The sequence below is a fragment of the Pseudomonas sp. HMSC065H01 genome (assembly GCF_001815235.1).
GTDB lineage: Bacteria > Pseudomonadota > Gammaproteobacteria > Pseudomonadales > Pseudomonadaceae > Pseudomonas > Pseudomonas aeruginosa.
Window position 1 is genome coordinate 141,530 of sequence record NZ_KV819859.1, and the last position, 26,808, is coordinate 168,337.

33 protein-coding genes are annotated in these 26,808 nt (G+C 66.7%); 2 read left to right on the forward strand and 31 right to left on the reverse strand.

Features of this window, described 5'->3' with window-relative positions; all coding sequences use genetic code 11:
* Positions 1-2: 2 nt before the first annotated feature.
* The 3 genes from HMPREF3014_RS08385 to HMPREF3014_RS08395 form a co-directional block, all read right to left on the reverse strand.
* Positions 3-1,415, reverse strand: a complete 1,413-nt coding sequence (locus HMPREF3014_RS08385) for a circularly permuted type 2 ATP-grasp protein (RefSeq protein WP_003087741.1) — start codon at positions 1,413-1,415, stop codon at positions 3-5.
* A 349-nt stretch (positions 1,416-1,764) separates the two neighbouring features.
* Positions 1,765-2,463, reverse strand: a complete 699-nt coding sequence (locus HMPREF3014_RS08390; protein WP_003100718.1) for a type 1 glutamine amidotransferase — start codon at positions 2,461-2,463, stop codon at positions 1,765-1,767.
* Between the two features lie 97 nt (positions 2,464-2,560).
* Entirely contained in the window at positions 2,561-2,902 is a 342-nt protein-coding gene (locus tag HMPREF3014_RS08395) for a ribonuclease E inhibitor RraB (RefSeq protein WP_003087738.1), read from the reverse strand.
* Between the two features lie 352 nt (positions 2,903-3,254).
* Here HMPREF3014_RS08395 and HMPREF3014_RS08400 point away from each other — a divergent pair, with 352 nt between their 5' ends.
* The gene (locus tag HMPREF3014_RS08400; RefSeq protein WP_023087583.1) at positions 3,255-5,312 is read left to right on the forward strand and encodes a putative bifunctional diguanylate cyclase/phosphodiesterase; all 2,058 of its coding nucleotides are present in this window, start codon (positions 3,255-3,257) and stop codon (positions 5,310-5,312) included.
* Positions 5,313-5,482: 170 nt separating this feature from the next.
* A complete protein-coding gene (gene bglX / locus HMPREF3014_RS08405; RefSeq protein ID WP_003113557.1) occupies positions 5,483-7,777 on the forward strand; it encodes a beta-glucosidase BglX in 2,295 nt (764 codons plus the stop codon).
* A 102-nt stretch (positions 7,778-7,879) separates the two neighbouring features.
* On the opposite strand, the gene pscL is transcribed toward bglX, so the two are convergent.
* The 28 genes from pscL to popN form a co-directional block, all read right to left on the reverse strand.
* Positions 7,880-8,524 (reverse strand): SctL family type III secretion system stator protein PscL, encoded by a 645-nt coding sequence (gene pscL, locus HMPREF3014_RS08410; protein WP_023087584.1) that lies wholly within the window; start codon positions 8,522-8,524, stop codon positions 7,880-7,882.
* Positions 8,503-9,123, reverse strand: a complete 621-nt coding sequence (gene pscK, locus HMPREF3014_RS08415; protein WP_023087585.1) for a SctK family type III secretion system sorting platform protein PscK — start codon at positions 9,121-9,123, stop codon at positions 8,503-8,505. Before pscK ends, pscL begins: the two co-directional genes overlap by 22 nt.
* Positions 9,124-9,131: 8 nt before the next feature.
* Entirely contained in the window at positions 9,132-9,878 is a 747-nt protein-coding gene (pscJ, locus tag HMPREF3014_RS08420) for a SctJ family type III secretion inner membrane ring lipoprotein Psc (protein ID WP_004342903.1), read from the reverse strand.
* Positions 9,875-10,213 carry a SctI family type III secretion system inner rod subunit PscI gene (pscI, locus tag HMPREF3014_RS08425; RefSeq protein WP_023087586.1) on the reverse strand — a complete coding sequence of 113 codons (339 nt, stop codon included), beginning with the start codon at positions 10,211-10,213 and terminating at the stop codon, positions 9,875-9,877. Before pscI ends, pscJ begins: the two co-directional genes overlap by 4 nt.
* Positions 10,213-10,644, reverse strand: a complete 432-nt coding sequence (pscH, locus tag HMPREF3014_RS08430; RefSeq protein ID WP_003122856.1) for a YopR family T3SS polymerization control protein PscH — start codon at positions 10,642-10,644, stop codon at positions 10,213-10,215. The genes pscI and pscH overlap by 1 nt, the downstream gene beginning before the upstream one ends.
* Positions 10,641-10,988: a YscG family type III secretion system chaperone PscG gene (gene pscG, locus HMPREF3014_RS08435; RefSeq protein ID WP_004349107.1), complete on the reverse strand. Its 348-nt coding sequence runs from the start codon at positions 10,986-10,988 to the stop codon at positions 10,641-10,643. Before pscG ends, pscH begins: the two co-directional genes overlap by 4 nt.
* Positions 10,989-10,990: 2 nt before the next feature.
* On the reverse strand, positions 10,991-11,248 hold the full coding sequence (gene pscF, locus HMPREF3014_RS08440; protein ID WP_003087729.1) for a type III secretion system needle filament protein PscF: 258 nt from the start codon (positions 11,246-11,248) through the stop codon (positions 10,991-10,993).
* Between the two features lie 2 nt (positions 11,249-11,250).
* A complete protein-coding gene (pscE, locus tag HMPREF3014_RS08445; RefSeq protein ID WP_003100751.1) occupies positions 11,251-11,454 on the reverse strand; it encodes a YscE family type III secretion system co-chaperone PscE in 204 nt (67 codons plus the stop codon).
* The gene (gene pscD, locus HMPREF3014_RS08450) at positions 11,417-12,715 is read right to left on the reverse strand and encodes a SctD family type III secretion system inner membrane ring subunit PscD (RefSeq protein WP_003100752.1); all 1,299 of its coding nucleotides are present in this window, start codon (positions 12,713-12,715) and stop codon (positions 11,417-11,419) included. The genes pscE and pscD overlap by 38 nt, the downstream gene beginning before the upstream one ends.
* 1 nt (position 12,716) lies before the next feature.
* Positions 12,717-14,519, reverse strand: coding sequence for a SctC family type III secretion system outer membrane ring subunit PscC (gene pscC / locus HMPREF3014_RS08455; protein WP_003109511.1), 1,803 nt, complete (start codon positions 14,517-14,519; stop codon positions 12,717-12,719).
* Positions 14,519-14,941, reverse strand: coding sequence for a YscB family type III secretion system chaperone PscB (gene pscB / locus HMPREF3014_RS08460; RefSeq protein WP_003100754.1), 423 nt, complete (start codon positions 14,939-14,941; stop codon positions 14,519-14,521). Before pscB ends, pscC begins: the two co-directional genes overlap by 1 nt.
* A 33-nt stretch (positions 14,942-14,974) precedes the next feature.
* Positions 14,975-15,805, reverse strand: a complete 831-nt coding sequence (gene exsD / locus HMPREF3014_RS08465; RefSeq protein ID WP_003124833.1) for a T3SS regulon anti-activator ExsD — start codon at positions 15,803-15,805, stop codon at positions 14,975-14,977.
* Between the two features lie 97 nt (positions 15,806-15,902).
* Complete coding sequence (gene exsA / locus HMPREF3014_RS08470) at positions 15,903-16,739, reverse strand: T3SS regulon transcriptional activator ExsA (RefSeq protein ID WP_023087587.1); 837 nt, start codon at positions 16,737-16,739, stop codon at positions 15,903-15,905.
* Between the two features lie 297 nt (positions 16,740-17,036).
* Positions 17,037-17,450 (reverse strand): YscW family type III secretion system pilotin ExsB, encoded by a 414-nt coding sequence (gene exsB / locus HMPREF3014_RS08475; protein WP_003087711.1) that lies wholly within the window; start codon positions 17,448-17,450, stop codon positions 17,037-17,039.
* 8 nt (positions 17,451-17,458) lie between these two features.
* Positions 17,459-17,704 carry a T3SS regulon translocated regulator ExsE gene (gene exsE / locus HMPREF3014_RS08480; protein ID WP_003100766.1) on the reverse strand — a complete coding sequence of 82 codons (246 nt, stop codon included), beginning with the start codon at positions 17,702-17,704 and terminating at the stop codon, positions 17,459-17,461.
* A gap of 8 nt (positions 17,705-17,712) precedes the next feature.
* The gene (exsC, locus tag HMPREF3014_RS08485) at positions 17,713-18,150 is read right to left on the reverse strand and encodes a type III secretion system regulatory chaperone ExsC (RefSeq protein WP_009876222.1); all 438 of its coding nucleotides are present in this window, start codon (positions 18,148-18,150) and stop codon (positions 17,713-17,715) included.
* A gap of 125 nt (positions 18,151-18,275) precedes the next feature.
* Positions 18,276-19,163: a type III secretion system translocon subunit PopD gene (gene popD / locus HMPREF3014_RS08490; RefSeq protein ID WP_003113550.1), complete on the reverse strand. Its 888-nt coding sequence runs from the start codon at positions 19,161-19,163 to the stop codon at positions 18,276-18,278.
* Between the two features lie 11 nt (positions 19,164-19,174).
* Positions 19,175-20,347: a type III secretion system translocon subunit PopB gene (popB, locus tag HMPREF3014_RS08495; RefSeq protein ID WP_004342870.1), complete on the reverse strand. Its 1,173-nt coding sequence runs from the start codon at positions 20,345-20,347 to the stop codon at positions 19,175-19,177.
* Positions 20,328-20,834 (reverse strand): SycD/LcrH family type III secretion system chaperone PcrH, encoded by a 507-nt coding sequence (pcrH, locus tag HMPREF3014_RS08500; RefSeq protein WP_003100779.1) that lies wholly within the window; start codon positions 20,832-20,834, stop codon positions 20,328-20,330. Before pcrH ends, popB begins: the two co-directional genes overlap by 20 nt.
* An 8-nt stretch (positions 20,835-20,842) precedes the next feature.
* A complete protein-coding gene (gene pcrV, locus HMPREF3014_RS08505) occupies positions 20,843-21,727 on the reverse strand; it encodes a type III secretion system needle tip protein PcrV (RefSeq protein WP_003120338.1) in 885 nt (294 codons plus the stop codon).
* Between the two features lie 9 nt (positions 21,728-21,736).
* A complete protein-coding gene (gene pcrG / locus HMPREF3014_RS08510) occupies positions 21,737-22,033 on the reverse strand; it encodes an LcrG family type III secretion system chaperone PcrG (RefSeq protein WP_003100790.1) in 297 nt (98 codons plus the stop codon).
* 27 nt (positions 22,034-22,060) lie between these two features.
* On the reverse strand, positions 22,061-22,495 hold the full coding sequence (gene pcrR, locus HMPREF3014_RS08515) for an LcrR family type III secretion system chaperone PcrR (RefSeq protein WP_003100791.1): 435 nt from the start codon (positions 22,493-22,495) through the stop codon (positions 22,061-22,063).
* Complete coding sequence (pcrD, locus tag HMPREF3014_RS08520) at positions 22,492-24,612, reverse strand: SctV family type III secretion system export apparatus subunit PcrD (RefSeq protein ID WP_003100792.1); 2,121 nt, start codon at positions 24,610-24,612, stop codon at positions 22,492-22,494. Before pcrD ends, pcrR begins: the two co-directional genes overlap by 4 nt.
* Positions 24,609-24,938 carry a type III secretion system chaperone PscY gene (gene pscY, locus HMPREF3014_RS08525; RefSeq protein ID WP_003113547.1) on the reverse strand — a complete coding sequence of 110 codons (330 nt, stop codon included), beginning with the start codon at positions 24,936-24,938 and terminating at the stop codon, positions 24,609-24,611. The genes pcrD and pscY overlap by 4 nt, the downstream gene beginning before the upstream one ends.
* A 4-nt stretch (positions 24,939-24,942) precedes the next feature.
* Complete coding sequence (gene pscX, locus HMPREF3014_RS08530; RefSeq protein ID WP_023085089.1) at positions 24,943-25,308, reverse strand: type III secretion system protein PscX; 366 nt, start codon at positions 25,306-25,308, stop codon at positions 24,943-24,945.
* Positions 25,305-25,676, reverse strand: coding sequence for a type III secretion chaperone SycN (gene sycN, locus HMPREF3014_RS08535; protein ID WP_003113546.1), 372 nt, complete (start codon positions 25,674-25,676; stop codon positions 25,305-25,307). Before sycN ends, pscX begins: the two co-directional genes overlap by 4 nt.
* Positions 25,663-25,941, reverse strand: a complete 279-nt coding sequence (pcr1, locus tag HMPREF3014_RS08540) for an Acr1 family type III secretion system gatekeeper subunit Pcr1 (protein ID WP_003087693.1) — start codon at positions 25,939-25,941, stop codon at positions 25,663-25,665. The genes sycN and pcr1 overlap by 14 nt, the downstream gene beginning before the upstream one ends.
* A complete protein-coding gene (gene popN / locus HMPREF3014_RS08545; protein WP_003087692.1) occupies positions 25,922-26,788 on the reverse strand; it encodes a SctW family type III secretion system gatekeeper subunit PopN in 867 nt (288 codons plus the stop codon). The genes pcr1 and popN overlap by 20 nt, the downstream gene beginning before the upstream one ends.
* Between the last annotated feature and the right edge of the window lie 20 nt (positions 26,789-26,808).

Consider the following 26,808-nt stretch of genomic DNA (forward strand, 5'->3'; position numbering starts at 1 on the left):
GCTTATTCCTCCACCACCCAGGTGTCCTTGGTGCCGCCGCCCTGGGACGAGTTGACCACCAGCGAGCCTTCGCGCAACGCCACCCGGGTCAGCCCGCCAGGCACCAGGCGAACCCGATCCGGCGCCGACAGGACGAACGGCCGCAGGTCGATATGGCGTGGCGCGACGCCGCTCTCGACGAAGGTCGGACAGGTCGACAGGGACAGCGTCGGTTGCGCGATATAGGCCTCCGGGCGAGCCTTCAGGCGCTCGCGGAACAGCTCGATTTCCTCCCGGCTGGCCGCCGGTCCGACCAGCATGCCGTAGCCGCCGGAACCCTGGGTCTCCTTCACCACCAGCTCCGGCAGGTGCGCCAGGACGTGCGCCAGTTCCTTCGGCTTGCGACATTGCCAGGTCGGCACGTTGTGCAGTAGCGGGTCTTCGCCGAGGTAGAAGCGGATCATGTCCGGCACGTAGGGGTAGATCGACTTGTCGTCGGCCACCCCGGTACCGATCGCGTTGGCCAGCACCAGGTTGCCGGCCCGGTAGGCGGCCAGCAGGCCGGGCACGCCGAGCAGCGAATCCGGGTTGAACGCCAGCGGGTCGAGGAAGGCGTCGTCGATCCTTCGGTAGATCACGTCCACCGGTTGCGGTCCGGCCGTCGTGCGCATGTAGACCCGCTCGTCGCGGACGAACAGATCGGCGCCTTCGACCAGTTCCACGCCCATCTCGCGGGCGAGGAAGGCGTGTTCGAAGTAGGCGCTGTTGAAACGTCCCGGCGTCAATACCACCACGCTCGGCGATTCGACGTCACTGGCCCGCTTTAGGGTGTCGAGCAGCAGGTCCGGGTAGTGGTCGATCGGCGCCACGCGCTGGCGGACGAACAGCTCGGGGAACAGGCGCATCATCATCTTGCGGTTTTCCAGCATGTAGGAAACACCGCTGGGCGTGCGCAGGTTGTCCTCCAGCACGTAATAGTTGCCGCTGCCGTCGCGGACCAGGTCGACCCCGGCAATGTGCGCGTAGACGTTGCCCGGCAGGTCCAGTCCCTGCATCGCCAGTTGGTACTGGTCGTTGGCCAGGACCTGCTCGGCAGGAATCACCCCGGCCTTGAGGATGCGCTGTTCGTGGTAGAGGTCGGCGAGGAACAGGTTCAGCGCCTGGACGCGCTGGATGCAGCCGGCCTCGATGTGCGCCCACTCCGCCGCGGGAATGCTGCGCGGGATGGTGTCGAAGGGGATCAGGCGCTCGGTGCCCTGCTCGTCGCCGTACAGGGTGAAGGTGATGCCGGCGCGGTGGAACAGCAGGTCGGCTTCACGCCGGCGTTGCAGCAGTTGCTCTTCAGGGGTGTCGGCCAGCCAGCGAGCGAATTCCCGATAATGCGAGCGGCATTCGCCGCCAGCATCGTGCATCTCGTCGTAAAACATGCGTGCCATGCCGGACTCCTTGTCGTCACGAACGATGGGGAACTCGCAAAGCCCGTGCCAGCGCGCGGATCACGGCTCGTCGGCGATTCGCAGGGTCGGCGCGGCGGGTTCGCCCCAGTCTGGTGCATCCTGCCCACAGGGAGAGGAAGGGCGCCCCGTTCGACGGCATGCGCGCCCCGCGGCCACGGACCGGCATCGACCTGCCGATCGCGAAGCGACCTGTGGGACCGATAAGTCTAGAACAGACCCGGAAGGGAGACGGCTTCTCCCCTCCCTTCCATGCAGACAGCCGCCTCGCTCGAACGAGCGATAAAGCGGACCGGCGGTAGTGCCAGGGGGGCGCCCGCGGCCGGGAAGGTCAATCGATCAGCGACAGCCAATGACGGTAGAAACCCTCGGCCACCCGATTCAGCCCGGCAATCCTGGCAGGCAACCCGGCCAGCATGTCCTCGGCGGATTGCTGGCTGGGCTGGGAGGGATCGAGCAGGTGCGGCCAGCCGGCGATCCAGCGCCGTACCAGTTCCTCGGTCATTTCCGGATGGCCTTGCAGGCCGAGTACGTGACCACCCCAGGAAAACCCCTGGTTCTCGCACCAGGGGCTGGACAGCAGGCGCTCGGCGCCCTGCGGCAGGTCGAAGGCATCGCCGTGCCACTGGAAGATCGAGAAGCGCTCCGGCAGCCCGGCCAGCCATGGACTGTCGCGGCTTTCCCGCTGCATGGGCTGCCAGCCCATTTCGGTGTAGGGCTGTTGCCGCACCGTCGCGCCCAGGGCGCGGGCCAGCAACTGGCCGCCGAGGCAATGGCCGATCAGCGGGATGCGCCGCTCGATGAAGCGACGCAGCAGCGCCAGTTCGTCGCGCAACCAGGGCAGGTCGTCGTTGACGCTCATCGGCCCACCCATGATCGCCACCGCTCGCGGGCGTTCGGCGTCGAGACCGGCGAGTTCGCCGAGATCGGCGCGGATCACGCGGAAGTCCAGGCCGCGCTCCGCCAGCACGGCACCCAGATGGCCTGGCGGACAGAACTCGGCATGGGTCAGGATCAGAATATCGCTCATGGCTTACCTCCTTCCCCAGTCTGAAGGAAAGCCTTCGAGGAAGGAAAGCCCGACGCAGGAGCCCCGGCCCGGGATCGCGGCCGGGGTCCCGCCGCCGTCACGGACGCAGCGAAGTGACCTCCTGGGTCACGCCCCACCCGTCCAGCACGCCGCCCAGCGGCACCACGACTTCCTCCAGGTCGTGTTCGAAGGCACCGATGGCGGCATGGGTGGCGTACATCACCTTGCTGACCTGCAGGTTCCAGGAGCCATCGTCGCGAGCGACGACCTGGGCCCTGAGCGACTCGCCGCGAAACTGGCCCGCGGCCTGGCGGGCCTCCCGCTCACTGGGAAAGATGGCGAAGAAGTCGATGGGATGGATGCGCGCGAAGTCGAAGCCGCCTTCTTTCATGCGACGCAGGACATTCACGCTGACATCATCCGAGAAGGGCTTTTCCATGAGACGCACCTCCTGTCGAGACATTCAGAAAGTTCACCGATTCCCCATTCAGCTGAAGCCATCGTCGGCGATCATGAGAGTTTTTTGATCAAGCCAGAGGAAGATCGGACGACCATGGCTTCTTTCAGGGTAGCGTCAACCTGCCAGCGCTGCCGAGCTTTCCGCCGCCTGCCCCGGCAGGCGGCGACCGGCGGCAGACAAAGCGCTGTACAAAAGGCCCGGCCGTTGAGCAAGATTCCGCCTGCGCCGGCGTCCGTTGGTCCTGCCCGATGGCATTGGCGAAAGCGACTCGTGCAATAATATCAGGTTGATATCAACCACTTCTCTCCCGCTATCCCGTTCGGACGCTTTCATGCTTATCAGCAGCTACAACCAGGTTCTTGTCGCCTTTTCCCTGATTGTGGCCATCCTGGCGTCCTACACCGCTCTCGACATGGCCGGCCGGGTGACCCTGGCGAAAGGCCGCGAGGCGCTCTCCTGGCTGATCGGCGGCGCTTTCGCCATGGGCTTCGGCATCTGGTCGATGCATTTCGTCGGCATGCTCGCCTTCAGCCTGCCGATCCCGCTCGGCTACGACCTGGGCCTGACCCTGCTGTCGCTGCTACTGGCCGTCGGCAGTTCGGCCTTCGCCCTCTGGCTGGTGTGCCAGGCGGAACTCCCCTGGCAACGCCTGGCGCTGGGCGCCCTGCTGATGGGCAGCGGCATCGCCGCCATGCACTACACCGGGATGGCCGCCCTGCTGATGATGCCGGGGATCGTCTACGACCCGCTGTGGCTCGGCCTCTCCATCCTGATCGCGGTGATCGCCTCCGGCGCCGCGCTGTGGATCGCCTTCCGCCTGCGCCATGGCAGCCGGCGCATCGTCCTGGTCCGCGCCGGCGCCGCCCTGGTGATGGGCTGCGCCATCGTCGGCATGCACTACACCGGGATGGCCGCCGCGCAGTTCCCCCTGGGCAGCTTCTGCGGCGCCGTCGGCCGAGGCATCGACAACGGCTGGCTGGCGGTGCTGGTCATCGTGATCACCCTGGCGGTGATCGCCATCGCCCTGATCGTCTCGGTGCTGGACTCGCGCCTGGAGGCACGTACCTCGGTGCTCGCCACCTCCCTCGCGCGAGCCAACCGCGAGCTGATCCAGTTGGCCCTGCACGACAACCTGACCAAGCTGCCCAACCGCATGCTCCTCGACGACCGCCTGGAGCAGGCGATCCAGCAGGCGATCCGCGACGATCGCCGGTTCGCCGTGCTGTTCATGGACCTGGACGGCTTCAAGGCGGTCAACGATGCCTACGGCCATCACCTCGGCGACCTGTTGCTGATCGAAGTCGCCGAGCGTATCCGCGCCAACGTCCGCGCCCAGGACACCATCGCCCGCCTCGGCGGCGACGAGTTCGTCCTGCTGATCGAGGCCCGCGAGCCCGCCGACGCCGCGACCCTGGCCGAGAAGCTGGTGAAGCGGCTCAGCCAGCCGTACCAGATATCCCGCCACGAGGTGCGGATCTCGGCGAGCATCGGCATCGCGCTCTACCCCGGCGACGGGCAGACCCGCCACGAGCTGATGATCAATGCCGACGCGGCGATGTATCACGCCAAGGACCAGGGACGGAACGGCTACTGCTTCTTCGAGAGTTCGATGAACGCCAACGCCCAGGAACAGTTGCAACTACTGCATGACCTGCGCCAGGCCCTGGAGCGCCGGCAACTGGTCTTGCACTACCAGCCCAAGGTACTGGCGCCGAACGGACCGATGATCGGCGTGGAAGCGCTGCTGCGCTGGGAGCATCCGCAACACGGGCTGATCACCCCCGGCCAGTTCCTGCCGCTGGCGGAAAAGACCGGCCTGATCGTGCAGATCGGCGAGTGGGTGCTCGACGAAGCCTGTCGGCAGATGCGCCTCTGGCTGGACGGCGGACATGCGGACTGGAACATCGCGGTGAACCTTTCGGCCCTGCAGTTCGCCCATGCCGGCCTGGTCGACTCGGTACGCAACGCACTCCTGCGCCACAGCCTGGAGCCCAGCCACCTGATCCTCGAGGTGACCGAATCGACCGCCATGCGCGATGCCGATGCCAGCCTGGTGATCCTCGAGCAGTTGTCGGCGATGGGCGTCGGCATCTCCATCGACGACTTCGGCACCGGCTACTCCAGCCTGCTGTATCTCAAACGCCTGCCGGCGAGCGAACTGAAGATCGACCGTGGCTTCATCAACGAGCTGGCCCACGACAGCGACGACGCCGCGATCGTCTCGGCGATCGTCGCCCTCGGCCGCACGCTGAACCTGAAGATCGTCGCCGAGGGCGTGGAAACCGAGGCCCAGCAGGAGTTCCTGACCCGCCTCGGCTGCAATTCGCTGCAAGGCTTCCTGCTCGGCAGGCCGATGCCGGCCGAGCAGTTGCTCGCCAGCGTCGCCTGAGCGCCGCCAGCGGCGCGCCACGGGACCTGTCAGAACCGGCAGATTCGCCCATCGCCGTCTCGTTGACTTCCGCCCGCGCTGCGAACACCTTATGTCGCGCCCGCCGGGCGGCATGCCGCGACATGTCACGCCGCCACGACGAGCGTCTATCCAATAACGAGAAAACATGCATGAACAGGCTGTGTGTACTGGGGCTTCTCATCGGGCTGAGCGGGAGCCCGGCACTGGCGGCTGGCCAGGGCGAATCCGGCAATCCGCCGGCCACCGACAAGGAGCGTTTCATCGCCAGCCTGATGGCTCGCATGAGCAACGCGGAAAAGATCGGCCAGCTACGCCTGGTCAGCGTCGGCGCCGACCATCCCAAGGAAGCGCTGATGGCGGATATCCGCGCCGGCAAGGTCGGCGCCATATTCAATACCGTGACCCGCCCGGACATTCGCGCCATGCAGGACCAGGTCCGCCATAGCCGCCTGAAGATCCCGCTGTTCCATGCCTACGACGTGGCCCACGGGCACCGCACCATCTTTCCCATCAGCCTCGGCCTGGCCGCCAGCTGGGACCCCGAGGTGGTCGCCCGCAGCGCGCGGATCTCCGCCCTGGAAGCCAGCGCCGACGGGCTCGACATGAGCTTCTCGCCGATGGTCGACATCACCCGCGACGCGCGCTGGGGGCGGGTCTCGGAAGGCTTCGGCGAAGACACCTACCTGACCTCGCTGCTGTCCGGCGTGATGGTCCGTGCCTACCAGGGCTCCAACCTGGCCGCCCCGGACAGCATCATGGCGGCGGTCAAGCACTTCGCCCTGTACGGCGCGGCCGAAGGCGGCCGCGACTACAACACCGTGGACATGAGCCTGCCGCGCATGTTCCAGGACTACCTGCCGCCCTACAAGGCCGCGGTGGACGCCGGCGCCGGCGCGGTGATGGTCTCGCTGAACACCATCAACGGCGTGCCCGCCACCGCCAACCGCTGGCTGCTGACCGACCTGTTGCGCCAGCAGTGGGGCTTCAAGGGGCTGACCATCAGTGACCACGGCGCGGTGAAGGAACTGATCAAGCACGGCCTCGCCGGCAACGAGCGGGACGCCACGCGCCTGGCGATCCAGGCTGGTGTCGACATGAACATGAACGACGATCTCTACTCGACCTGGCTACCGAAGCTGCTGGCGGCCGGCGAGATCGACCAGGCCGACATCGATCGCGCCTGCCGCGACGTGCTGGCGGCGAAGTACGACCTCGGCCTGTTCGCCGATCCCTACCGGCGCCTGGGCAAGCCGGACGACCCGCCGTTCGACACCAACGCCGAGAGCCGCCTGCACCGCCAGGCCGCCCGCGAGGTGGCTCGCGAAGGACTGGTCCTGCTGAAGAACCGCGACGGTCTGCTGCCGCTGAAGAAACAGGGGCGGATCGCCGTGATCGGCCCCCTGGCCAAGAGCCAGCGCGACGTCATCGGCAGTTGGTCGGCAGCCGGCGTGCCACGCCAGGCGGTAACCGTCTACCAGGGCCTGGCCAATGCCGTCGGCGAGCGTGCCACCCTGCTCTACGCCAAGGGTGCCAACGTCAGTGGCGACCAGGCGATCCTCGACTACCTGAACAGCTACAACCCGGAAGTCGAGGTCGATCCGCGCTCCGCCGAGGCGATGCTCGAGGAGGCCTTGCGCACCGCGCGCGACGCCGACCTGGTGGTCGCCGTGGTCGGCGAATCGCAGGGCATGGCCCACGAGGCCTCCAGTCGCACCGACCTGCGCATCCCGGCCAGCCAGCGGCGGCTGCTGAAGGCACTGAAGGCCACCGGCAAGCCGCTGGTGCTGGTGCTGATGAACGGCCGACCGCTGTCGCTGGGCTGGGAGCAGGAAAACGCCGACGCGATCCTGGAAACCTGGTTCAGTGGCACCGAAGGCGGCAACGCCATCGCCGACGTGCTGTTCGGCGAGCACAACCCCAGCGGCAAGCTGACCATGTCCTTCCCGCGCTCGGTGGGCCAGGTTCCGGTCTACTACAACCACCTGAACACCGGCCGGCCGATGGACCACGACAACCCCGGCAAATACACCTCGCGCTATTTCGACGAAGCCAACGGCCCGCTCTACCCGTTCGGCTACGGCCTCAGCTACACCGAGTTCAGTCTCTCGCCCCTGCGCCTGTCCAGCGAACGGCTGGCCCGCGGCGCTACCCTGGAAGCGCGGGTCACGCTCAGCAACAGCGGCAAGCGCGCCGGCGCCACGGTGGTCCAGCTTTATCTGCAGGACCCGGTCGCCAGCCTCAGCCGTCCGGTGAAGGAACTGCGCGGGTTCCGCAAGGTGATGCTGGAGCCCGGCGAATCGCGGGAGATCGTCTTCCGCCTCGGCGAGGCAGACCTGAAGTTCTACGACAGCCAGCTCAGGCACACGGCCGAGCCGGGCGAGTTCAAGGTCTTCGTCGGCCTGGATTCGGCGCAAACCGAAAGCCGCAGCTTCACCCTGCTCTGAAGGCGCCGACCGCACCGCCAGCGTCGCCGCCGCGGGCGAACGGCAGCGTCTCAGCCCTCGGCCCGGAGCCAACGCCCGGGCCGAGGGCGGCGCCTGGTTCCCTCAACCGGCGTCCCCTTCCTCCTCGCCGCTCCGCGCCACGCTCTCCGTCAATGCGGCCTGCAACGCCGCCAACTGGCTGTCGAGCGAAGCGTCGATGATCCCGATCTCGGTTTCCAGGATGCAACCGCCCTGGTCCAACCGGGCATCGCCGACCACTTCCAGGTAGCCCACCTCGGGGAAATCCTTGAGCACCCGGGCGACCTGCTCGCGCACCGCGGCCAGTTGTTCCGGCTGGACGTGCAGGATCACCTGCTTCTGGTTGCTCACCAATGCCAGTGCCTCGCGCGTGGCCGCCAGGGTCAGCTCGACAGCGTCGTAGTGGCGCAACACCTTGCGCACCGCCTGCAGCACCACCTCGCCAAGCTGGCGATCGACCTGCCGGTAGTAGCGATTGCAGCGCAGTAGCGTTGCCTGGATCAGCCCGGCCTGGCGCAGACGCGCCTCCTCCTGTCCGGCCTCCCAGCCCAGGCGCTTCTGCTCCTGGTAAACCTCGTGGGCCTCGCGCTCGATTTCGGCGGCACGCTCGCGGGCCGCTTCCACCAGGCGGTTGGCGCTGAGGTAGTCCTGGTAGTCGCGGGCGCGCAACAGGGCCTGCCCGGGGGCCAGCCGTACGCGACTGGCGTCTAGTTCAACAAATGGAAGCATTCATCGCTCGCTTGTCGGGCGACCTTCAGGCACAGGGTCCGCGCCAGGGATCGCCGTTGTTCGTCGAAGGTCCAGTCCGCCGGGGCCGGCATGGCCTCCAGGCGCAGGTGCAGGCGCCGCGAGAAACCGCAGTCGGCATCGCTACAGGCGGCCAGCCAGAAAGCCAGGCCGCAGCGCCGGAAATAGCCTTCTTCCGGGTTTTCCGGCAAGGCCCGCTGCCAGCCGGGCGGCCAGCGACCGATGAGCAGGTCGAGCTGCTCCAGGCAGAAACGCTGGCCCTGTTCGCCGATCTGCGCGCGGATGCGCCGTACCCGCGCACCGTCCAGCACCTGCCGCAAGGCCTGGCCGTGCAGCAGCGCGCCGAGCCAGCCCAGGGTCCGTTCCAGCGCCGCCTGCGGGTAAAGGGCCAGCCCGCCCAGTTGCGCGGGCATGCGGAACGCGCAGTCCAATTCCAGTTGCTCCAGCAGCCAGGCGTTGAGAACGCTCTGTCGCCGCCAGTCCGGCAGCGCCGGCAGCAACCGCAGCAATACCGCGGGCAGGTGCGACTCGTGGATGTAGCGGGCCGGGCAGAAGCGCAACTGGTAGGCCGTCAATGGCATCGCGCCGCTCAGCCCCGTTGCCGGTGCCAGAAGAACTGCGCCAGGTTGCTCGCCAGCAGCAACGCCAGCAGCAGGCCGAACAGGCCGAGCAGGCGTCCGCGCGAGTGCTCCGCCACCTGGATCGAGAAGACACTCTCGAAGCGTGGCGCCAGCGGGACCTGGCGGACCCCGGCCGACGGCACCAGCACCACGCTGATGCGGTCGTAGCTGAGTCCTTCGATGCCGTTGTTCACCAGTTGCTTGATCTGCGGCACGTAGGCATCCAGTTGCACGTCGGCGGCGTGCTTGATGAACACCGAGGCCGATGCCGGCGAGGACTTCCTGCCCAGTCCGTCGCGCTCCTCGGGCAGCACCACATGGACCCGCGCCACCAGCACGCCATCGATCTCGGAAAGGGTATGGGAAATCTCCTGGGCCTTGGCGTAGTTGAGCCGCGCGCGCTCTTCGATGGGCGAGGAAATCAGCCCGTCCTTGGGAAACACATCCTTCAGCGTGGAGAAGTTCTCCCGCGGATAGCCCTTGCGCTTGAGCACCTCCACCGCCTCGGCGATATCCGATTCCTCCACCAGCAGGCGCACGGTGCCATCCTTGTCCGCCTGCTTGTCCGCGGAAACGCCCTCCGAACGCAACAGCGCCAGCATCTCGTTGCCTTCCTTCTGGCTGATCCCGGTATAGAGTTCGACCTTGCACCCGCCCAACGCCAGGACCAGCGCCAGGAGCGCCATGCGCGACAGATCTTTCACCGTTCGCCTCATTGGGTCTTCATCAGGGTTTCGACGTTCTGGCTCATGCGCCCGACGGTCTTGGCGATCAGCTCTTCCTGCATGGTGATGCGCATCAGCGACCACTGCATCTGCATCAGGCTGTTGGGATCGTCGCCGGGCGTCGACAGCTCCACCTGCAACTCCTGCTTGGCCTGGCTGAAACGCTCCCTGATCTGCCCCAGTTCGCTGAGCAGGTCGCCGCCCAGGCTGCCGGCACCGCCCATCGCCCGTTCGAACTCGGCGACGTGGGCCGCGCCGGCCGGGCCGCCGGAGAGTTCTTCGAGAGTGGTGATCTGCGCCTGGGCGCCCATCCGAGAGATATCCATCATGACTCCAGGTCGAGTTTGTGGCTGTTGCGCACGAGGTTGTCGAGCATGCCGTTGAGCGGGATCAGCACCTGCAATTCGCGACGCGCCAGTTGCGCCAGGTATTCGCCGCCCGGCGCATGCTCGACTGCACCGAGCAACTGGAGGAGAAAGGTTTGCTGCTGGCGCCCCAGCGGCAGTTCCGCACGGAGCATCGCCTTCAGCTCCAGGCGGTCCGCCTCCAACCCTTGCAGCGGCTGGGCAAAGCGCTGCAGCAGGCGCTCGCTGAGAGCGCCGTTCTCCAACCCGGCCAGGCGGCGTCCGGCCGCCGGCGGCTCGCCGCCGAGGGCCTGCTCGAAAGCCAGCACCTGATCGACAGCCGGCAGGTTCGCCGCCTTTGGACTGGCCGACGGATAGACGGCGAATCCCGGCGGCGTGTCGATGCGGCTCATGTCCGCACCTGGGCGCGCATGCCGGCGGCGAAGTCGGCCAGGGCAGGATCGCTGCTGCCGCCCAGCCCGGCCAGCCTGCGGTCCAGCGCGGCGCCCAGCCCCAGGTGCCACTCGCACAAGGCGAACCAGGGCTCCAGCGCCGGCCAGGGATTGCCATGGGCGAAGGCCAGGGCTTCCTGATAGCACCCCTGGTTGGCCAGGCTGGAAATCCGGATCAGCCGCGCCGCTTCGTCCTGTCCGAGGCGCTCCAGCCACTCGGCGATGCACAGCGCCTCTTCGTGGCAGTGCTGCCCGCTGCCGGCCAGCGCCAGTTCCGCCAATTCGCGTATCAGTGAAGTGTCCATGTTCAGATCTTCTGCAGGATGCCTTGCATCAGGTCGCGCAGCGCACGGGTCACCGTCGAGTTGATGTTGTAGATGACCGACCACTTGTTGATCTTGTGTTGCAGCTCGGCCAGCAGCGCCGGGTTGTCGGCATTGTCGGTCCCCTGCAAGGCCTTGATCGCGTCGTTGACGTCCTTGTTCGCTGCGTTGGCCTGCTCCTTCAGGGCATTGGCCACGGTATCGAGGGTATTCCCCGGGTTGGGGTTGAATATCTGCGCCATGCTTAGTCCTCTGTGAGCTGCGAAAGAATGCCGAGACCGCCTTCGAGGGCCCGGGCCTGCTGTTGCAGGAACTGGAAGCGCTCCGGGCCGGCGCCTCTGGCCAGTTCCCGGCGACACTCCGCCAGCGCCGCCTGCAGACGCTGCCGGAGCGCTGCGGCATGCGTGCCGTCAGCGACCGACAGTCGCGTTTCCAAGGCTGTCATCATGGAGCACCTCCCCTTTGAGATTGATGATGAAACGCTGCTTGCCGCGGGCCACCAGGATCGACTCCGGCTCGATGGCGAGGATTCGCACACCGCGGGATGTCGAGGCGCCCACCGGGTATTTCTGGCCGTCGCCGAGCACTACATAGGGCACCCGCCCCAGCGACACCGAGCGAATCGTGAACTCCAGTTCGTCGCCGCTGGCGCGCTTGCCGCGACTGAGCAGCTCCAGGCTCGGGCGGTTGCCGAATTCCTGCTGGAACTCGCGCTGCAGGCGGTAGAAGGCGCTGAGCTGGACCTCGTCGAGCGTGCCGCTCAACTCGATGCGCTCGCCGCGCTCGCGGAAACTCAGTTGCCGGTCGAGGCCGGCGTCCGCCAGCAGGCGCTCGAGGCGGCGCAGGTGCGAGCCGGCCACCCGGACCTGGTTTTCCACCCCGAGCAGGCCCGGCACCTCGGACTCCAGCAATGCGTCGATCCGCGCCCAGCGTTCGTCCTGTTCCGCCAGTTCGCCGTTGAGCCGGACCCAGCCAGGCTTGTCCGCGTTGCTGCTGAGGATCTGCCGATAGCCGAATTTCTGCAGGATGAAATCCACGCCCTGGCGAATGTCTTCCATGCTCCGTGCTTCCAGTCGGTAGTCCACGCCGCTGCCATCGAGGTAGCGCTGTAGCGCCAGGCGCCGGGCGTTGTCCTCCAGGTAGCCGCCGAGCAGGAGACTGTCGCCCTGGCGCTGCACATCCACCTCGCTCATGCCCTGCTCGCGCAGGTAGGCGCGCACCTTCGCCAGGGGCTCCTCGCCGGCCATGCCGTGCTGGCGGGCCGACCAGGGTTCGACGAGCATGCCCAGCAGACACAGCGCCAGCGCCAGGCTGACGCCGAGCAGCCAGGCCCCGCCGGCACGGGCGGACGACTTGCGGCGCACTGGCGCGGTCTGCACCTCGGCTTCGGGGAAACGCTCGGGAAAACTCCGCTGCGGGTCGCAGAATGCCCAGCGCAGCGGGCCGCAGGTCTGCCCGGCAAGCGCCTGCAGGATCGCTCCGGCGACTTGCGCCTGGCCGTCCTGGCGAGGCTCGCAGCCCTCCGCCCACTCCAGCAGGCGCACGCCCTGGGCATCGACCTCGAGCACCAGGTGGACTGCCGCGATGCCCTCGTCGAGCAACACCAGGTCGGCCTGCAACGGATCGCTGCCAAGCGCCACCCGGCCCTCTCCGAGCGAGACTTCGGCGCCCTGGTTCAGCCCGCTGTAGAAGCGGATCTTCCAGGCCATGCTAATTCCCGCGCTCCGCGCCGACGCACCAGGCGCCGTCCTTGGGACAGGCGCCGTCGGTCACCCGCCAGCCCTCCTGCGCACCCATCCGGCAGGGCGTGAGGAACGATCCCTGGCCGGCCTGGCGCAAGCGCTCCTGTTCGGCCCTGGCCGGCGCCAGCGCCTGGCAGCGGGCGCTACCGAGCAGCTTGCGCAACGACAGGCTCTGGTTCGACAACTCGTCGATTTCAAGCAGGCCGCCGCGCAGGTCGCGACGGTTGTTCAGCGCCAGGTAATGGCCGACGCCATCGTCGATCAGCCGCGGCTCGATGAGGAACAGCCGCACCGAGCGGCGCACGGTGTCCGCGGTAGTGCGGAACAGCGCGCCGAGATAGGGAATGTCGCCGAGCCAGGGTACCTTGCGCTGGCTCTGGCTCAGTTCGTCGCGGTAGATGCCGCCGATCAGCAGGCTCTGGCCATGGCCCACGCGGGCGATGGTATCGATCACCGTGCGGTTGATCGTGGGGATCTTGTCCAGGCCGGCGCTATTGGGTTTCTGGCTGCCGTCCTCGATGTGCAGGCTGAGGCTGATCTCCGGCGTATCGCCGAGAGTCACCACTCGCGGCGTCATTTTCAGCATGGTGCCGTAGGTGATCGCCTTCAGCTCGGCCACCCGCTCGCCCGTGACCCGCACATAGTAGGTTTCGCTCTGGTCGAGCACCGCCTGGGTATTCTCCTGGGTCAGCAGGGTCGGCCGGGATCCGATCTGCGCCTGCCCCTGGCTCTGCAACAGGGTGACCTTGGCCAGCAGGAAATCCAGCCCGCGACTGTCCACCAGGCTGCCGACCGCCCCGTTACCGGCGCCGCCGCCCTCCTCGCTATCCTGGCCGGTGGTGCGGATCTGGATCGACTTGTTGTTGCCCAGGCGAATCCCGGCGCTCCAGTCGACGCCCAGCTGGGCGAGGTTCTCGGCATTGATGTCGATGATCGACAAGCCGACCTCGATCCGCGCCGAGGGCCGGTCGAGGGCTTCGATCAGGCGGCGATACATGGGCAACCGGTCCTTGTGGTCGCGCACCACCACCGCATTCAGCGACGGTTCCGCCTGGACCACCGCATGGCTCGATTGCGGTCCCGGGCGCAGCTTGCCCGGCTCGTCGCCCACCGCAACCACGTTGGCATCGCTGAGCACCCGCGAGAGGATGCTGGCGATGCCCGGCGCCTCGATCTCGTCGTCGCGGTACTCGATCTTGCGGTCCTCGGCGACCGCATAGCGCAGCGGGAAGATCTCCACGCTGAGGTCGCCGGTCTTTTCGCTGCGCAGGGTGTATTGCTGCTCCAGCACCTGGGCGGTCTGCTCGACCAGTTCGAGATAGCGCCCCGGACCGGACACGTGCACCAGCCGCCCGGAAGGGTCGGCACGCCAGCCGAAGCGCGGCTCCCAGATGCCGGCGGCGGTCAGCGCGCGCTTCAGCTCGGCCTCGCCGACCTGCTCCAGCCTCACCAGCCGCGATTGCATCTCGGTGGTCTTGAATACGTACAGCACGGTGCCGTCGTAGTACCAGCCGAGGTTGTAGAGGGAGGCCATCAACTGCAGGAAGGCCTGCGGGCTTTCCAGGTCGAAGCGACCGCTGACCTGGTCGTTGACCTTGTCGCTGACGATCACCGAGGCATCGTAGTTGGCGCCGAAGTTGGCCAGCACGTCGCGCAGGCTTTCGCCCTGCGCCACATAGTCGTAAGGCAGGCTGGGCCAGTCCAGCGGCTGCGCGCGCAAGACCGCGCCAGGCAGCAGCGCCAGCAGTCCGCCGATCAGCAGGCGGCGCATCAGGGACGCCACACCGGAGCCTGCGGCGGCAACCCGCGGGGCAGCGGTTCCAGCTCCGGCGCCAGCGCCTCGAGCAGCCCCACCTGGGCGGCCAGGGCCCGTTCGAGTCGCTCGGGATCGAGGCCGTCGAGGCCCAGCCGCGCCTGCAACAGCAGGCGCCCGTCCGCGTCCAGGACGATGGCCTGGGGATAGCGCCGGCTCCAACTGGCGACCCGCGACAACAGCGCCCGCAGCAACCCCAGCTGGTCGCGCTGCGGATCCAGGGGGGCGTGCTCCAGCGGGCTTTCCAGCAGCAGGTCGTCGCCCTGGCGCAGCAACAGGACGCTCTGTCCGTCGATGCGCAGGTGGTACGAACCCGTCCGATCGGCAACAAAGGGCCCTTGGCCCAGGCGAGTGGCCAATCCGCTCAACAGATGATCCATGATTCCTCGGTAGGGCCGGCTTTCGCCGGCCGCTCAGCTCTGCCAGTAGAAGTGATCCTGTGCCTGGCACAGGTTGCGTTCGTGCAGCCAGGCCTGGACGGCGTCCGCCGCGCCGACGTCGTCGTCCAGCCGGCAGAGAGGTTGCCAGAGGCATTCGAGGACCTCGGGGATCGGCTCGAAGCCGGCCAGCCCGCCGCTGGCGAGCAGCGTCGCCATGCCCCGCTGCCAGTTCGGCCAGGCGCTCTTCGCCAGTGCCGAAGCCGTCTCCAGCTTGCCGGCCAGTTCGGCCACCTGTTCCTGGGTGCGCGCCTGGCACTTGGCGACCCTGGCCAGTTCCTCGCGGGCCTGCTCCGGCTCCAGCTCGGCCACGCGGGACCAGAATTCGGACTTGACTCGCAGTTGCCGGGACTGGGTCTCCAGCTCCACCAGCGACAGGCGCCAGCCGGGGATCGCCTGGTCGAGCAGGCTTTCCCACCAGCCATAGACCGGCAGCAGGACCCAGTCGATCATCGACTGCGGCACGGCGAGGTTGACCCGGTCGCCCAGTTCGGCGCACCAGCCGTCGTCGTCCTGCGCCGCGCAGAGGAGAATCTGCCGCACCTCTTCGCGCCCCAGCGCCAGGCCGCGCGCCAGGCGCTGCTGCAACCACTCGCAGCGGAACAGTTGCTCCAGCCGCAGGCGCGGCAGCATCCGCTGCAGCAACGCCAGTTGCCGCGCACTGATGATTCCGGACTCACGATACAAACTGCTCGATGCGTAACCCGGCACCCGACCCCGCGAGCGGGCGTCCGAGCCCACCACGGATACCCGCCTGCCAGCGAACACCGCTTCTCGGGAGTACTGCTTATCGTCTTCCTGCTCCATTCTCTGCCTTGGCTTCCTCACTACATTGCGCGCTCGTCAGAGCCTGCAATTTGGGCCGATTCTACTCATGCAGCCGCTACCGGGCTTTCAAAAAACGTCAGTTATTTTTAGCCCGGCATTCGTCCTTCCCCTGCCGCGAGCGGCTCGGTGTGCAGCCGAAACGGCGGCGATAGCTCTGGGTGAAATAGGACTGACTGGAAAAGCCCGCCTCCATGGCGATGTCGACGATGCTCATGTCGCTGTTGAGCAGCAACTGATGGGCATAGAGGATTCTCCGCTCGCTGATCCAGGCGCGCGGCGAAACCCCATAGACACTGCCGAACAGCTCCTTGAAGGTGGTCAGCCCCATGCCGAACTCGCGGGAGAAGTCGGACAGCTTCCACTCGTTGAGGTAGTGCTTCTCCATGAATAGCTGCAGACGCTCGACATGCCGGTTGCTCAGTTGCCGCAGGACCGACATCAGCAGCGCCCCCTGCGGACTGAACGCGAAGAGCATCAGCAACTCCTCGATCTTCAGGCAGGCGAGCATCGGCGGATGCTCATGCACAAGCAATTCCTTCAACCCCTTGACGCAACCGGCCAGCAGAGGCGTGGCAGCGAACGCGATGATGCCCGGCACGGGCTCGTCGCAACGCTCGACTTCACTCAACAGCGCGCCGAAGCGCTGGACGAAGCCTTGTAGAAACTGGGCAGATAATGGAATCCAGAGTATTCGGCTGTCCTTTCCCTTGGTACTTACGACATAGCTTCCGCGGCGGACGAAAAGCAACTCGCCAGGCGCCAGGCAAAAAGTGGAATCGATGTCCTGGACGGTCAGTTCGCCCTCGAGCAGAACATATACGCCCTCTTCCTTGTTTACCCTGTATTCGAAAGTTGGAATGTTCCAATGACAAGACGTTATCTGCTTTCGGCCAAGAGATTTGGCTCCTTGCATATTATAAGAACCCCAACACTTCCCGTCGTACCTTGAATGCCCCGCCTAGCGGAGAGGCATGAATACGCTCCGTTTTATTGATTTTTAAAGCCATGAGCACGGAGTCGATTTTATAATAATCAGGATTATCCGACGTGCGCTGATTCGCAGAGCGAGTCGGCTTCCGCCAATTAATCCAGCTTTCTTTAGAAGCGGAACAAAAGTACCAGTTTTATTATTCGAGGCCTTCCCTGACAACGAACGAGACTTGCACTTCTTTAATCTCCATACGCACTTTCCGAAACAGCAGGCAATGTATCAATCGTTGCCAGATCTTTCTTCCGGGCGAGCGGCCGTACAATTCGGAAAACAGTCGCGCCGAACCAGCCGGACCCGCTCATCGACGCCCGCCGCCACCCGCTGCCAGGCGCTCGCCTGGACCGCCGCGACGCCCACCCAGGAAAGCTCGGTGCGTAGGTACAATGCCTCGCCCTCCAACCTGTCGACCTCCAGATCGAACGCATAGCGCAACGGCAACCCGGACACCCGGTAGCGCCGCTCGGCAATCGTTTGCATCCTTCCCTGAACGACGGCATACAGGCGCAGCCTGAGTTGCGCCTGGCGCGCCTGCAGGGAAACGCCGCCCACCGAACCACCCACCGTCACCTTCGGCGACATCGGCGCGGGCTGGCTGACGCAACCGCCGAGCAGCAACGCCAGCGGCAACAGCATCCAGCACCTCACCTGCGCCGGACCGTGCGCGCCTCCAGCGGCGTGCCGTCACCGTCGGCGAGGCGCTGCAAGGCCTGCTCACTACGCGGATCGCCAGCCACGTTGCGCGCCAGCCAGCGCGCCAGCCCGGCCACGCTGGAACGGTCCTCGCCGCGAACGGCCGCGCGGGTCACCGAACGCCCCTCGAAATGCCCCACCGCCTCAGCTCCAGCGTCTTGGGACGGCTGCACCGGCGAAATCGATTCGATTTTCATGGGGCCGCTCAAACCCTCATGCCGACCGCAGCGACCGCCTCGCGATCACTGTCGCACGGCAGCAGGCGCTGCCAGAACTCGGCGTGATCGAGCAGGTTGGCCAAGGTCGCCTCAAAGCATTCGAGGGTCAGTTGCGCTGCGAGAATCTGCGCATACAACTGGACCTTGCCGGTCAGCTCGTCGAAGCCGAAATGCAGATCGAAACGGTGCCAATGGCGGTTGAAGCTGGCGAGCTGGCGAAAGATCCCCTCGCCCAGCACATCGATGCCCACCACATCGGCCTCCAGCAACAGACGCTCGCGCTCGGCGAGCAGCAACAGGGTGACGCCCACCTGTTCGTCGAACAGGAGGCTCGCCATGCCCTCCTCGTCGAGGGACAGGGAAGGCAAACCGATACGGCCTGCGAACTCGGCAAGCAGTCGGTTGACCTTGCTCGTTAAATCCATGGGGGCGCCTCCTAAAGCTCAGCGCATGCTAGCACCGGGCTATGCATCGCTTTTGTCACTGAGAGACTTTTCTTTTAAGAAAAAAGCCACATCGCTGTGGCCTTTTCCTCCCGCGCGGAGACGGCTCAGACCACTCCGGCCGCCGCACGCCAGGCCTGGTTATGGCTCTGGGTGTACTGCTGGATGAGCTGCAGGACGTCCTTCATGAAGCCGGCATCGAAGCTCATCTGGTCCTCGACCTTCTGCTTCTGGCTCTGCCCGATGGTGGCGTTGACCTCTCCTTCCCGGGCGCTCGCCTGCGATTCGCCCTGGCGCACCTGGACCGAGGCGTTGGCCATCTGGACGAAGGACTGGATCACCGTGTTGGCCACCTGTAGGGCGCCGTTGCGGCTCTCGAAGGCACGGCCCGCCGCACGCAACGCCACACTGTCCTGCACCTGGTCCGCCGCCCAGACCTTGCCGACGATCTTGCGATCCTCGTCGGAGGTCTTGCCAAGCGCCTGCATCTTCGCGTCGATCAGTTCGTTGCGCCCATCGATGTTCTTCTGCAGGGTCTTCTCCTGACTGATGGCCTTGCCGTTCTTCAACGCGCCGAGGCTGCCGACCACCGCCGAGGCCAATGCGCCGACGCCAGCGATCACCGCCATGGCGATCATCAGCGTGGCGCCGCTGCGCATCTCGTCCACCTGCGCCTTCTGCGCGTGGATGATCGACTGGTTCTCGTTGTCGCGCTGGAGCACGCCCAGCTCGCGCGCTTTCTGCGCGATGCGGAAGAGAATCAGCAGAAGCTCGACGCTGCTGTCCAGCTCGCTGCCGGCCGCTTCCATGCGCACCGGGTCGAGCACCTGGCGCGGAGCGTTCAGTTCGACCCGGTCGGCCCGCGCGGCCGGCACCTGCGGCAGGTCCGCAGCCGCTTGCGGCGTGCCAACGGAACGCCCGGCGGCGCCGGGAGCGATCGGCTCGGAGGGGATCGCGGCCTGGGTAGCCGCCAGGGAATATTGCGTGTCGATCATGTGACGTCTCCTCAGATCGCTGCCGGTCGGCTGGACAGGTTGTGCAGGGTTTCACCCTTGGCCTGGAGCATGGCGAAGATCCGCTCCATGATTTCCTGGAATGCTTCCAGCATGCGGCTCAGCTCTTCCTTCAGGCGCTCGATCACGCCCTGCAGGGTGGTCAGGTCGGCACGCGATTCCTGCACGTCGGCCTGGCGGTTCGCGGCCTTCGCCTGGAATCCCGAATGAGTGGCCTGGGCCGCGCCGTTGGCGACGTCCAGGGTCAGGTCGGAAACCTGCACGCCGAGTTTCAGCGAGTGCGACAGCGATTGGCCGGCCAAACTGCCGAACTTGCCGCCCAGGTCGGCGACCTTGCTCGCCAGGCTGGCGGTCATCTCGGCCGCCTTGCCGCCGATCTTCGCGCCCAGTCTGGCCAGCCCGCCGACCGCTGAGCCGCCGAAGCTGACCACCGCCGCCAGCAGCGCGACGGCGATCTCGATACCCATCAGTGCCGGGCCGAGCTTTTCCATCACTTCCTTGCTGATCAATCCGTCCGCGGCTGCCTGCTGTACCGACTGGGAGACCACTCCCATGACACCGCCCGCGATCATCAGTGCACCCGCGGCCGCGCCGACGCCGGTTGCCACCATGATTGCGCCGACGATGATCGAAGCTATTGCACTGATCCAACCAAAGATTTTGGCTGCCAGACCGGACTTCTGGGCTTCTTTCGCGGCTTCTTCCGATTCCCTGATCTTCTGCTGGTTGTCCTCCATCTTCTGCAGGTTCTGCTTTCGCGCCTGCTCGATTTCGGTCAGCTTGAGTTTCTTCTGCTGGTTCTCGACTTCGCCGGTGATTTTCGCCAGCTCGATCTCGAACGCCTGCGGCGACATCAGGCCGGCGGACAACAGCGTCGAAGCGCCGGCCAGCACAACCTGCCGCGCCAGTCCGACATCCTCGCCCACTGCTTGCACCAGGCTGGCGATCTCCGCACGATTGGCGACCTCCAGGCGCTGCTGGCTGGCTGCGGACGGCGGCGTCAGCGCCACCCCCGTGCCGCTCGCGGAAGCCGCAGCCGGCGCCGCCAGGCGCTCCACCCGCAGACTCTCGACATCCCTCGCGACCGGCCTGCCGAGCGCCGGGATATCCCCGGCGTCGGCCACCCCGTAGGGCAGTCCGGCGCGTTCAAGCGTTATCGGATTCATATGCTCGATCCTTTCTCGCGGTTACGGCTTCCAACATGGCGCCGGCACGCGCGGCCAGGGCCTCGTGCGCCGGCTGTGCCGCGGCCAGGGCCCGGGCCGAGTAGAAGCCACTCTCGGCTCCGTCGAGATCACCCAGTTGCAGGTGGCACTCGGCGGCATGGAAGGGAAAGCGCGGCTCGTTGATGTCCATCAGCGCGCCGTAGCTGTAGCTCTGCAGGGCCTGCTCATAGAGACCGAGGGACTGGCGGCAGGCGCCCAGACCGAGAAAGTAGCGGGCGTCGTAGTGGTCGAGCATGCACAGTGCCTGGAAGATCTTCTGCGCGTCGTCCCACTTGCCCGCCTGGTACTGGTTGAAGCCCAGCGCATAGAGCTGCTCCAGGGTGTCCTCGCTGAGTCCGCGAAGCATCGCCAGGGTGCCGCCGTCGCGCAGGAAGGCCTCCAGCGCCTGTTGCTGGTCGGTGTCGGAAGGGGTCGCTTGCTGGTTCATGGATACCTCTAGATCGCGCTGAGAATGTCGCGCAGGACGCTGTCGTATTTCTGGATGAAGCGGTTGAGCGCCTCGACCGCCGAGTTGTAGCGGGAGCTGGTGTCGTTGAGCAGGGTGGTCTTCTCGTTGACCTTGTCGTTCAGCGGACGCGAGCGGTCGCTCACCGTGGTGGCGAAATTGCCGACCGGGTTGTTGTCCTTCTCGAAGGGGTACTCATCCCTGAGGCCCTTGAGTTCCCCGCTCTGCTTCGGCGAGCCGCTGAGAAAATCCTTGATCGACAGCTTGCCGCTGAAGGTATCCAGATTGCTCAGCAGCGCATACTCGGGGCTGTCCTTCCACCTGGGATCGCCGACGGCATAGCCATAGAGCGTGGGGTCGACCAGATCGATACCGCCAGCGTCGATCCTGATGCCCTGCTTGGCCGACAGCGCGGCGTTGATCTGCGACTGGATCACGCTGTAGACCTTCAACTCCGCGGTCAGCGCCTTGAGCTCGTCGAGCAGCGCCTTGCGCTTGCCGTCCTGGGTCTGCAGGACATCCTTGTAGACACCGATGACATCCTCGTCGAGACGCCCGTGCAGGCTGAAATAGGCCGACACCAGGAACTCGCGCAGATCCCACTGCGCACCGGGCTGCCGACGTGCCTGCAGGACTTCGCGGAGTACCTCGAGGCCCTGCCCCGGAGGCGCGGACGGATTGGCCGCGAGCAACCAGGCGAGCGCCTTGAGCACTTGCGCCTCGCTCAGCGGCTGGCCGGCGTGGGCCAGCACGATCCGCTCGCTGCGCAACAGGGCCAGCAGTTCCTCCTGCTCGGCACTGGCAGGCGCCGCCGACGCGGCCAGGAGCTCGTCCAGGAACAGCTCGCGAGCGGCATTAAGGTTTCTGACTTCCATCGTGATTCCTCAGATCAACAAGCCACGCATCGGCGTCGGACGCCGCGGCCGGGTACCCTGCTCGCCCTGCGTCGGCTGGGAACTGCGCATGCGCCGCAGTTCGGCCAGCAGCTCCTCTTCGGCGGCTCGCGCCAGCTCTCGCTCCGGCGCCTGGAACAGCAGCTCGCCGGCGTCCGCGGCAAGCCCCAGGCCTTGCCACATTTCCGCCAGCAGGCGGCCGCGTTCCTCGCTGTCGCGAATCGCCAGTTCGGCGGCCTGGACGGTCGCCCGCAGGGTGTCTTCGGTGTATTCGTTCATGTCGCCCATGGTAGGGATCGACGTTGCCGGAGCCTGTCAGGCACGGTCGGGTTTTTGTCGTTTTCGCAGGCTTCGCTGCGTCACCACCCGCCCGGCCTCCAGCTCGAACCAGCCGTCGGCGGGCTCGGCGGCGCCGGTCCAGCGGCGATAGAAGCGCGCCATGCGCTCGCCAGGCAGTGGGCTGCCGGCCAGCGCCAGGACCTTGCCGTAGAGACGCTGGCGCGGCCCCAGCGTATCGAGCGTGGCCTCCGCCAGCAGGTACAGCGCGGCGAATGGATTGGCCAATCCGCTGCGCGCCTGCCGCCGACGCAACATCACGATCCAGACCCGCTCGCCGTCGCAGCGCCAGGCCAGTTCGCAGCCATGGGCCAGGACCTGCCAGCCGAGCGCGATCGAGGTGTCGCGCAGGCAATGCGGACGCACCGCCAGGCCGCGGGCGAGAAACCAGGGAATCAGCGGATCGGCGCTCACAACACGATCCTGCCAAGCGGCTGGATGTTGATCTGCTGGGTCAGCTCCTGGTAGGACAGCACCGGCAGCCCGGCATAGTCGCTCTCCACCAGCTTGCGCACGTAGCGGCGGATATCCATGGAAACGATCAGCACCGGCCGGTTCTGCATCTGCGCGAGATCGCCGACGGTCTGCCGCACGCGCTCGAGGAAGGCCTGGGTTATCGCCGGGTCGAGGGCCAGGTAGCTGCCGGCGCTGGTCTGGCGGATGCCACCGCGGATCTGCTCCTCCACCGCCTGGTCCAGCAGATAGGCGGGAAGGATATTGTTGCCGCTGGAGTACTTGTAGCAGATGTAGCGCTTGAGGCTGCTGCGGATGTACTCGGTGAGCTGCACCACGTCCTTCTCCTTCTGCCCCCACTCCACCATCGCCTCGAGGATCGCCCGCATGTTGCGGATCGAGATGTCCTCGCCGACCAGGCGCTGGAGAATCTCGGTCATCCGCTGCAGGGGAACGATCCGCTGCGCCTCCTTCACCAGCTCGCCGTAACCCTGCTCCATCTGCTCCAGCAGGTAGCGCGTCTCCTGGATGCCGATGAAATCCTCGGCGTACTCCCGCAGCACATGGGACAGGTGCCAGGTGAGCACCTGCTCCAGGCCCAGGCAGGCACAGCCGGAACGCTCCAGGCGATCCTGATGCGCCTGCTCCACCCAGCTCGCCTCTTCTCCCGGCACCTGCAGCTCTGCCGGCTCGTGGGGGACCGCGAGCAGTTCCAGCTGCGCGGCGCGTTCGCGCACCAGCAACCAGCCCGGCCGCAGGCATCCGCGCGCGACCGGGACCTCCTGTAGCTGCACCAGGTATTCGCCATCGCCCATCGCTTCGTTGAAGCGCAAGTGGATACCCGGGAACGGCACGCCGAAATCCAGGTACAGCGCGCGTCGTACCCGCACCAGCTCCTCGTTCAGCGACATCGCCTCGAGACGTTCCTGGAGGCTGGCATCGACGTCGATCAGCAACGGCACGGTGAGGGCGAATTCTTCCTGCTCGGCGAGACGCCCGGCCTTCGGCTTGCCGCCGCCAGCCTTGCCACGCGCCTTGGCCGATGGCGCTCCGGCGCCCTGCGCGAGCAGCGCCGGCAGGTCGCGGGAACCGGCGCTGGCCTGGGCCCGCTGGCGCCAGAGCATGAAGTAGCCGCCGCCGCCGACCAGCAGCGCGAGAGCCAGGAAGGTCAGGGTCGGGAAACCGGGAATCAGGCCGAACAGCACCAGCAACAGGCCGCCGATCAGCAGCGCCTTGGGCTGCGCCACCACCTGTTCGCCGATGTCGCTGCCGAGGTCCGCCGATTCGTCGGAAGACACCCGGGTGACGATGATCCCGGCGGTGATGGCGATCAGCAACGCCGGCACCTGCGAGACCATGCCATCGCCGACGGTCAGCACCGCGTACAGTTGCAGCGCGTCGGCGGTGCTCAGGCCCTTCTGCGTGACGCCGATGGCGATGCCGCCGAGGATGTTGACGACGATGATGATCAGCCCGGCGATGGCGTCGCCCTTGACGAACTTCATCGCGCCGTCCATGGAGCCGAACATCTGGCTTTCCTTTTCGATCACCGCGCGCCGCGCCCGCGCCTCGTTGACATCGATCACGCCAGCACGCATGTCGCCGTCGATGCTCATCTGCTTGCCCGGCATGGCATCCAGGGAAAAGCGCGCGCTGACCTCGGCGACCCGCTCGGCACCCTTGGTGATCACCAGGAACTGCACGATGGTGATGATCAGGAAGATGATGATGCCCACCACCAGGTTGCCGCCGACCACGAAGCTGCCGAAGGTGTTGACGATCTGCCCCGCGTCGGCCTGCAGCAGGATCATCCGTGTGGTGCTCACCGACAGCGCCAGGCGGAACAGCGTGGTGATCAGCAGCACCGCCGGGAACACCGAGAACTGCAACGGCGAGCCGATGTACACCGACATCATCAGCAGGACCACGGAGATGGTGATGTTGACGGCGATGAGGATGTCCAGCAGCAGCGGTGGCAGCGGCAGCACCATCATGAACACCACCGCCAGCAGCAACACCACCAGCAGGATGTCCTTGCGCTCGCCGACCCGGCCGAGAAGCCCGCTCAGGTCGTTCATTCCCGCGCCTCCAGCTCCAGCGCCCGGGCGTGCGCGGCACGCGCCGCGTCGAGACGCCCGGCGAGCTGTTCGGCACGGCTCAGGCAACGCCACAGACCGGGCTCCTCCTCGCCATCCTCCTGCAACTGCCGGCACAGGCGCACGGCGGGCTCGCCGAGGCCTTGCTGGAGCAACGCCAGGAGCAAGGCACGGCGCCCGTCGCGGCGCTCCGGCGCAACGCTCAGCAAGGCCTCCAGCAACACCTGGGCGCGTCGCGGCTGGCCGCATTGCAGGTGCAACCAGCCCAGCATCAGCAACAGGCGCTGTTGCGTCGGTTTCAACGTCATCGATTCATACCTTGTGCAACAGGTTCAGGGCCATTTGCAGCAGTCGCTCGTCTTCATCGCGCTCGCCGAGCAGGCAGGCCGCGGCCTGCAGGGCCGGCTGGCGGGGCAGCGTGAGGGCCAGGCGGAGATCGCGCAGCGCCCGGCGGAAGTCGCCGGGGCGCAGCAGGCCGTGCAACTCCAGCTGTGGCCGGGCGTAGTCGAACAGGCGCTGTTGCGCCTGCTGCGCGGGATACAGGCTGGCGACGTGGGTCTCCACCGGCCGGCCGTCGGGCGCCAGCAGATGGCGCTCCGGCAGGGGCGGTGCGAACGGCTCGGCATGCGCCAGGTCGAGCCGTTCGATGCCGATGTGCCAGGCACCGACCCGGCTCATGCGGCGAGCACTTCGCTGCGCGCCGAGCGCAGCGCCTGCAAGGCCTGGTGCAGCGTCGGCATGCCGACCTGCCGGGCTTCCAGGGTGATGCACAGCAGCAGGCGCGATTCGCCGCTCCAGGCGCAACGCAGCGGCAGGCTCCCGGCCGCGCGCGCATGGCACAGGCGCAACGCCCGCAGGGTGCCGCGATAGGCCTGGTGCCAGGCCAGGTCACAGGCCAGCCAGAGCGACAACTGTTCGCCATGGCGTTCCAGCTGCAAGGTGCCGCTGTCCTCGAAATCCAGTTGCACCACGCGCGCCAACGGCGCCGGTACGCTCACCCGCAGGTCCTGGCAGAACTGCGCGACGGCCAGCTCAACCCAGTCCATGCTGCTGCTCCTCTTCGCGCTCGATCGCCAGGTCGAGTGCCATCTGGCAGGCATTCAAAAGATTCTGGCGCTGCTCGTCGTCGCCGAACACTTCGACCGGCAACAGGCGGTAGAGACGCTTCAGTTCGCGGAAGAAATGGATCTGCCGGGCGACGTCGGCCAGCGGCAACGGCTCGAGCAACGCCTGCACCTCGGCGACGCCGACCCAGCGCTTCTCGAGCAAGGCGATGACTGCGCCGGTCAATTCAGAAGGCCCGTATGCCATGGCCCCGCTCCCCCGTCACCAGCACCTGCCAGAGCGCCCCCACCTGCTCCGCCAGGCCGCCGAGCACGCGCAGCTTGTGCATGTCGCTCATGACCCGCTCCAGCTTCACCGGATCGAGCCGGCTCGACTGACTGTCCAGGTCGGCGCTCAGGGCTTTCTGCAGGAAGGCCACGACCCGCTCCAGCGGCGTCGCGGCGAAGCGCGCCTGGATGTCCTGCCAGGCCGCCGACAGGCCCCGGTAGTCGAGTACTGCGTCACGGTAGGTATCGCGCAGCGCCTGGATATCGCCGACACCGGCGGCGGAAGCCTCGGCGGCCAGCGGCTCGATGCGCAGGCCGAGTTCGATCTCCAGGCCCTGCTCGTCGGCCATCCGCAGCAACGCCTGGTCGACCAGCGCCAGCATCGCCCGCGCCTCCGGCCGCCCGGCCAGGACGTCGCGCGCCCGCGACAGCGCCAGGAAGCGCTGGCTGATCTCGCTGGAGAAGCCCTCCAGGTAAGCGCTGAGCTGCGCCAGGCTGCTCAGTTGACCGCTGCCCAGGTGGGCGATCAGCGCCTCGAGCTTCTGCTGGCTTTCCAGGTCCGGAATGCGCTTCCAGTACTCCTGCAGCATGGCCTGGACTTCGCTCAGGCGCGCATGGGCGTCGCTCAGGCGGCGCTTGGCCAGGGATTTCTCGGCGCGCTCGGAAAAGGCGAAGGTCAGCTCTTCCGCGGCATCGGCCAGCGACTGCGAAACGGAGACGTAGTGGACGCGCTCGCCCTGGAAGCTGCCGCCGGCCTGCTGCGCGGGGGCGTTGGCCGCTTCCCGCGGCGCGAGGGGCGCGGCGGAGGAACTCTGGAGGATGTCCATCGTGGCTGTGGTTCCTGGTC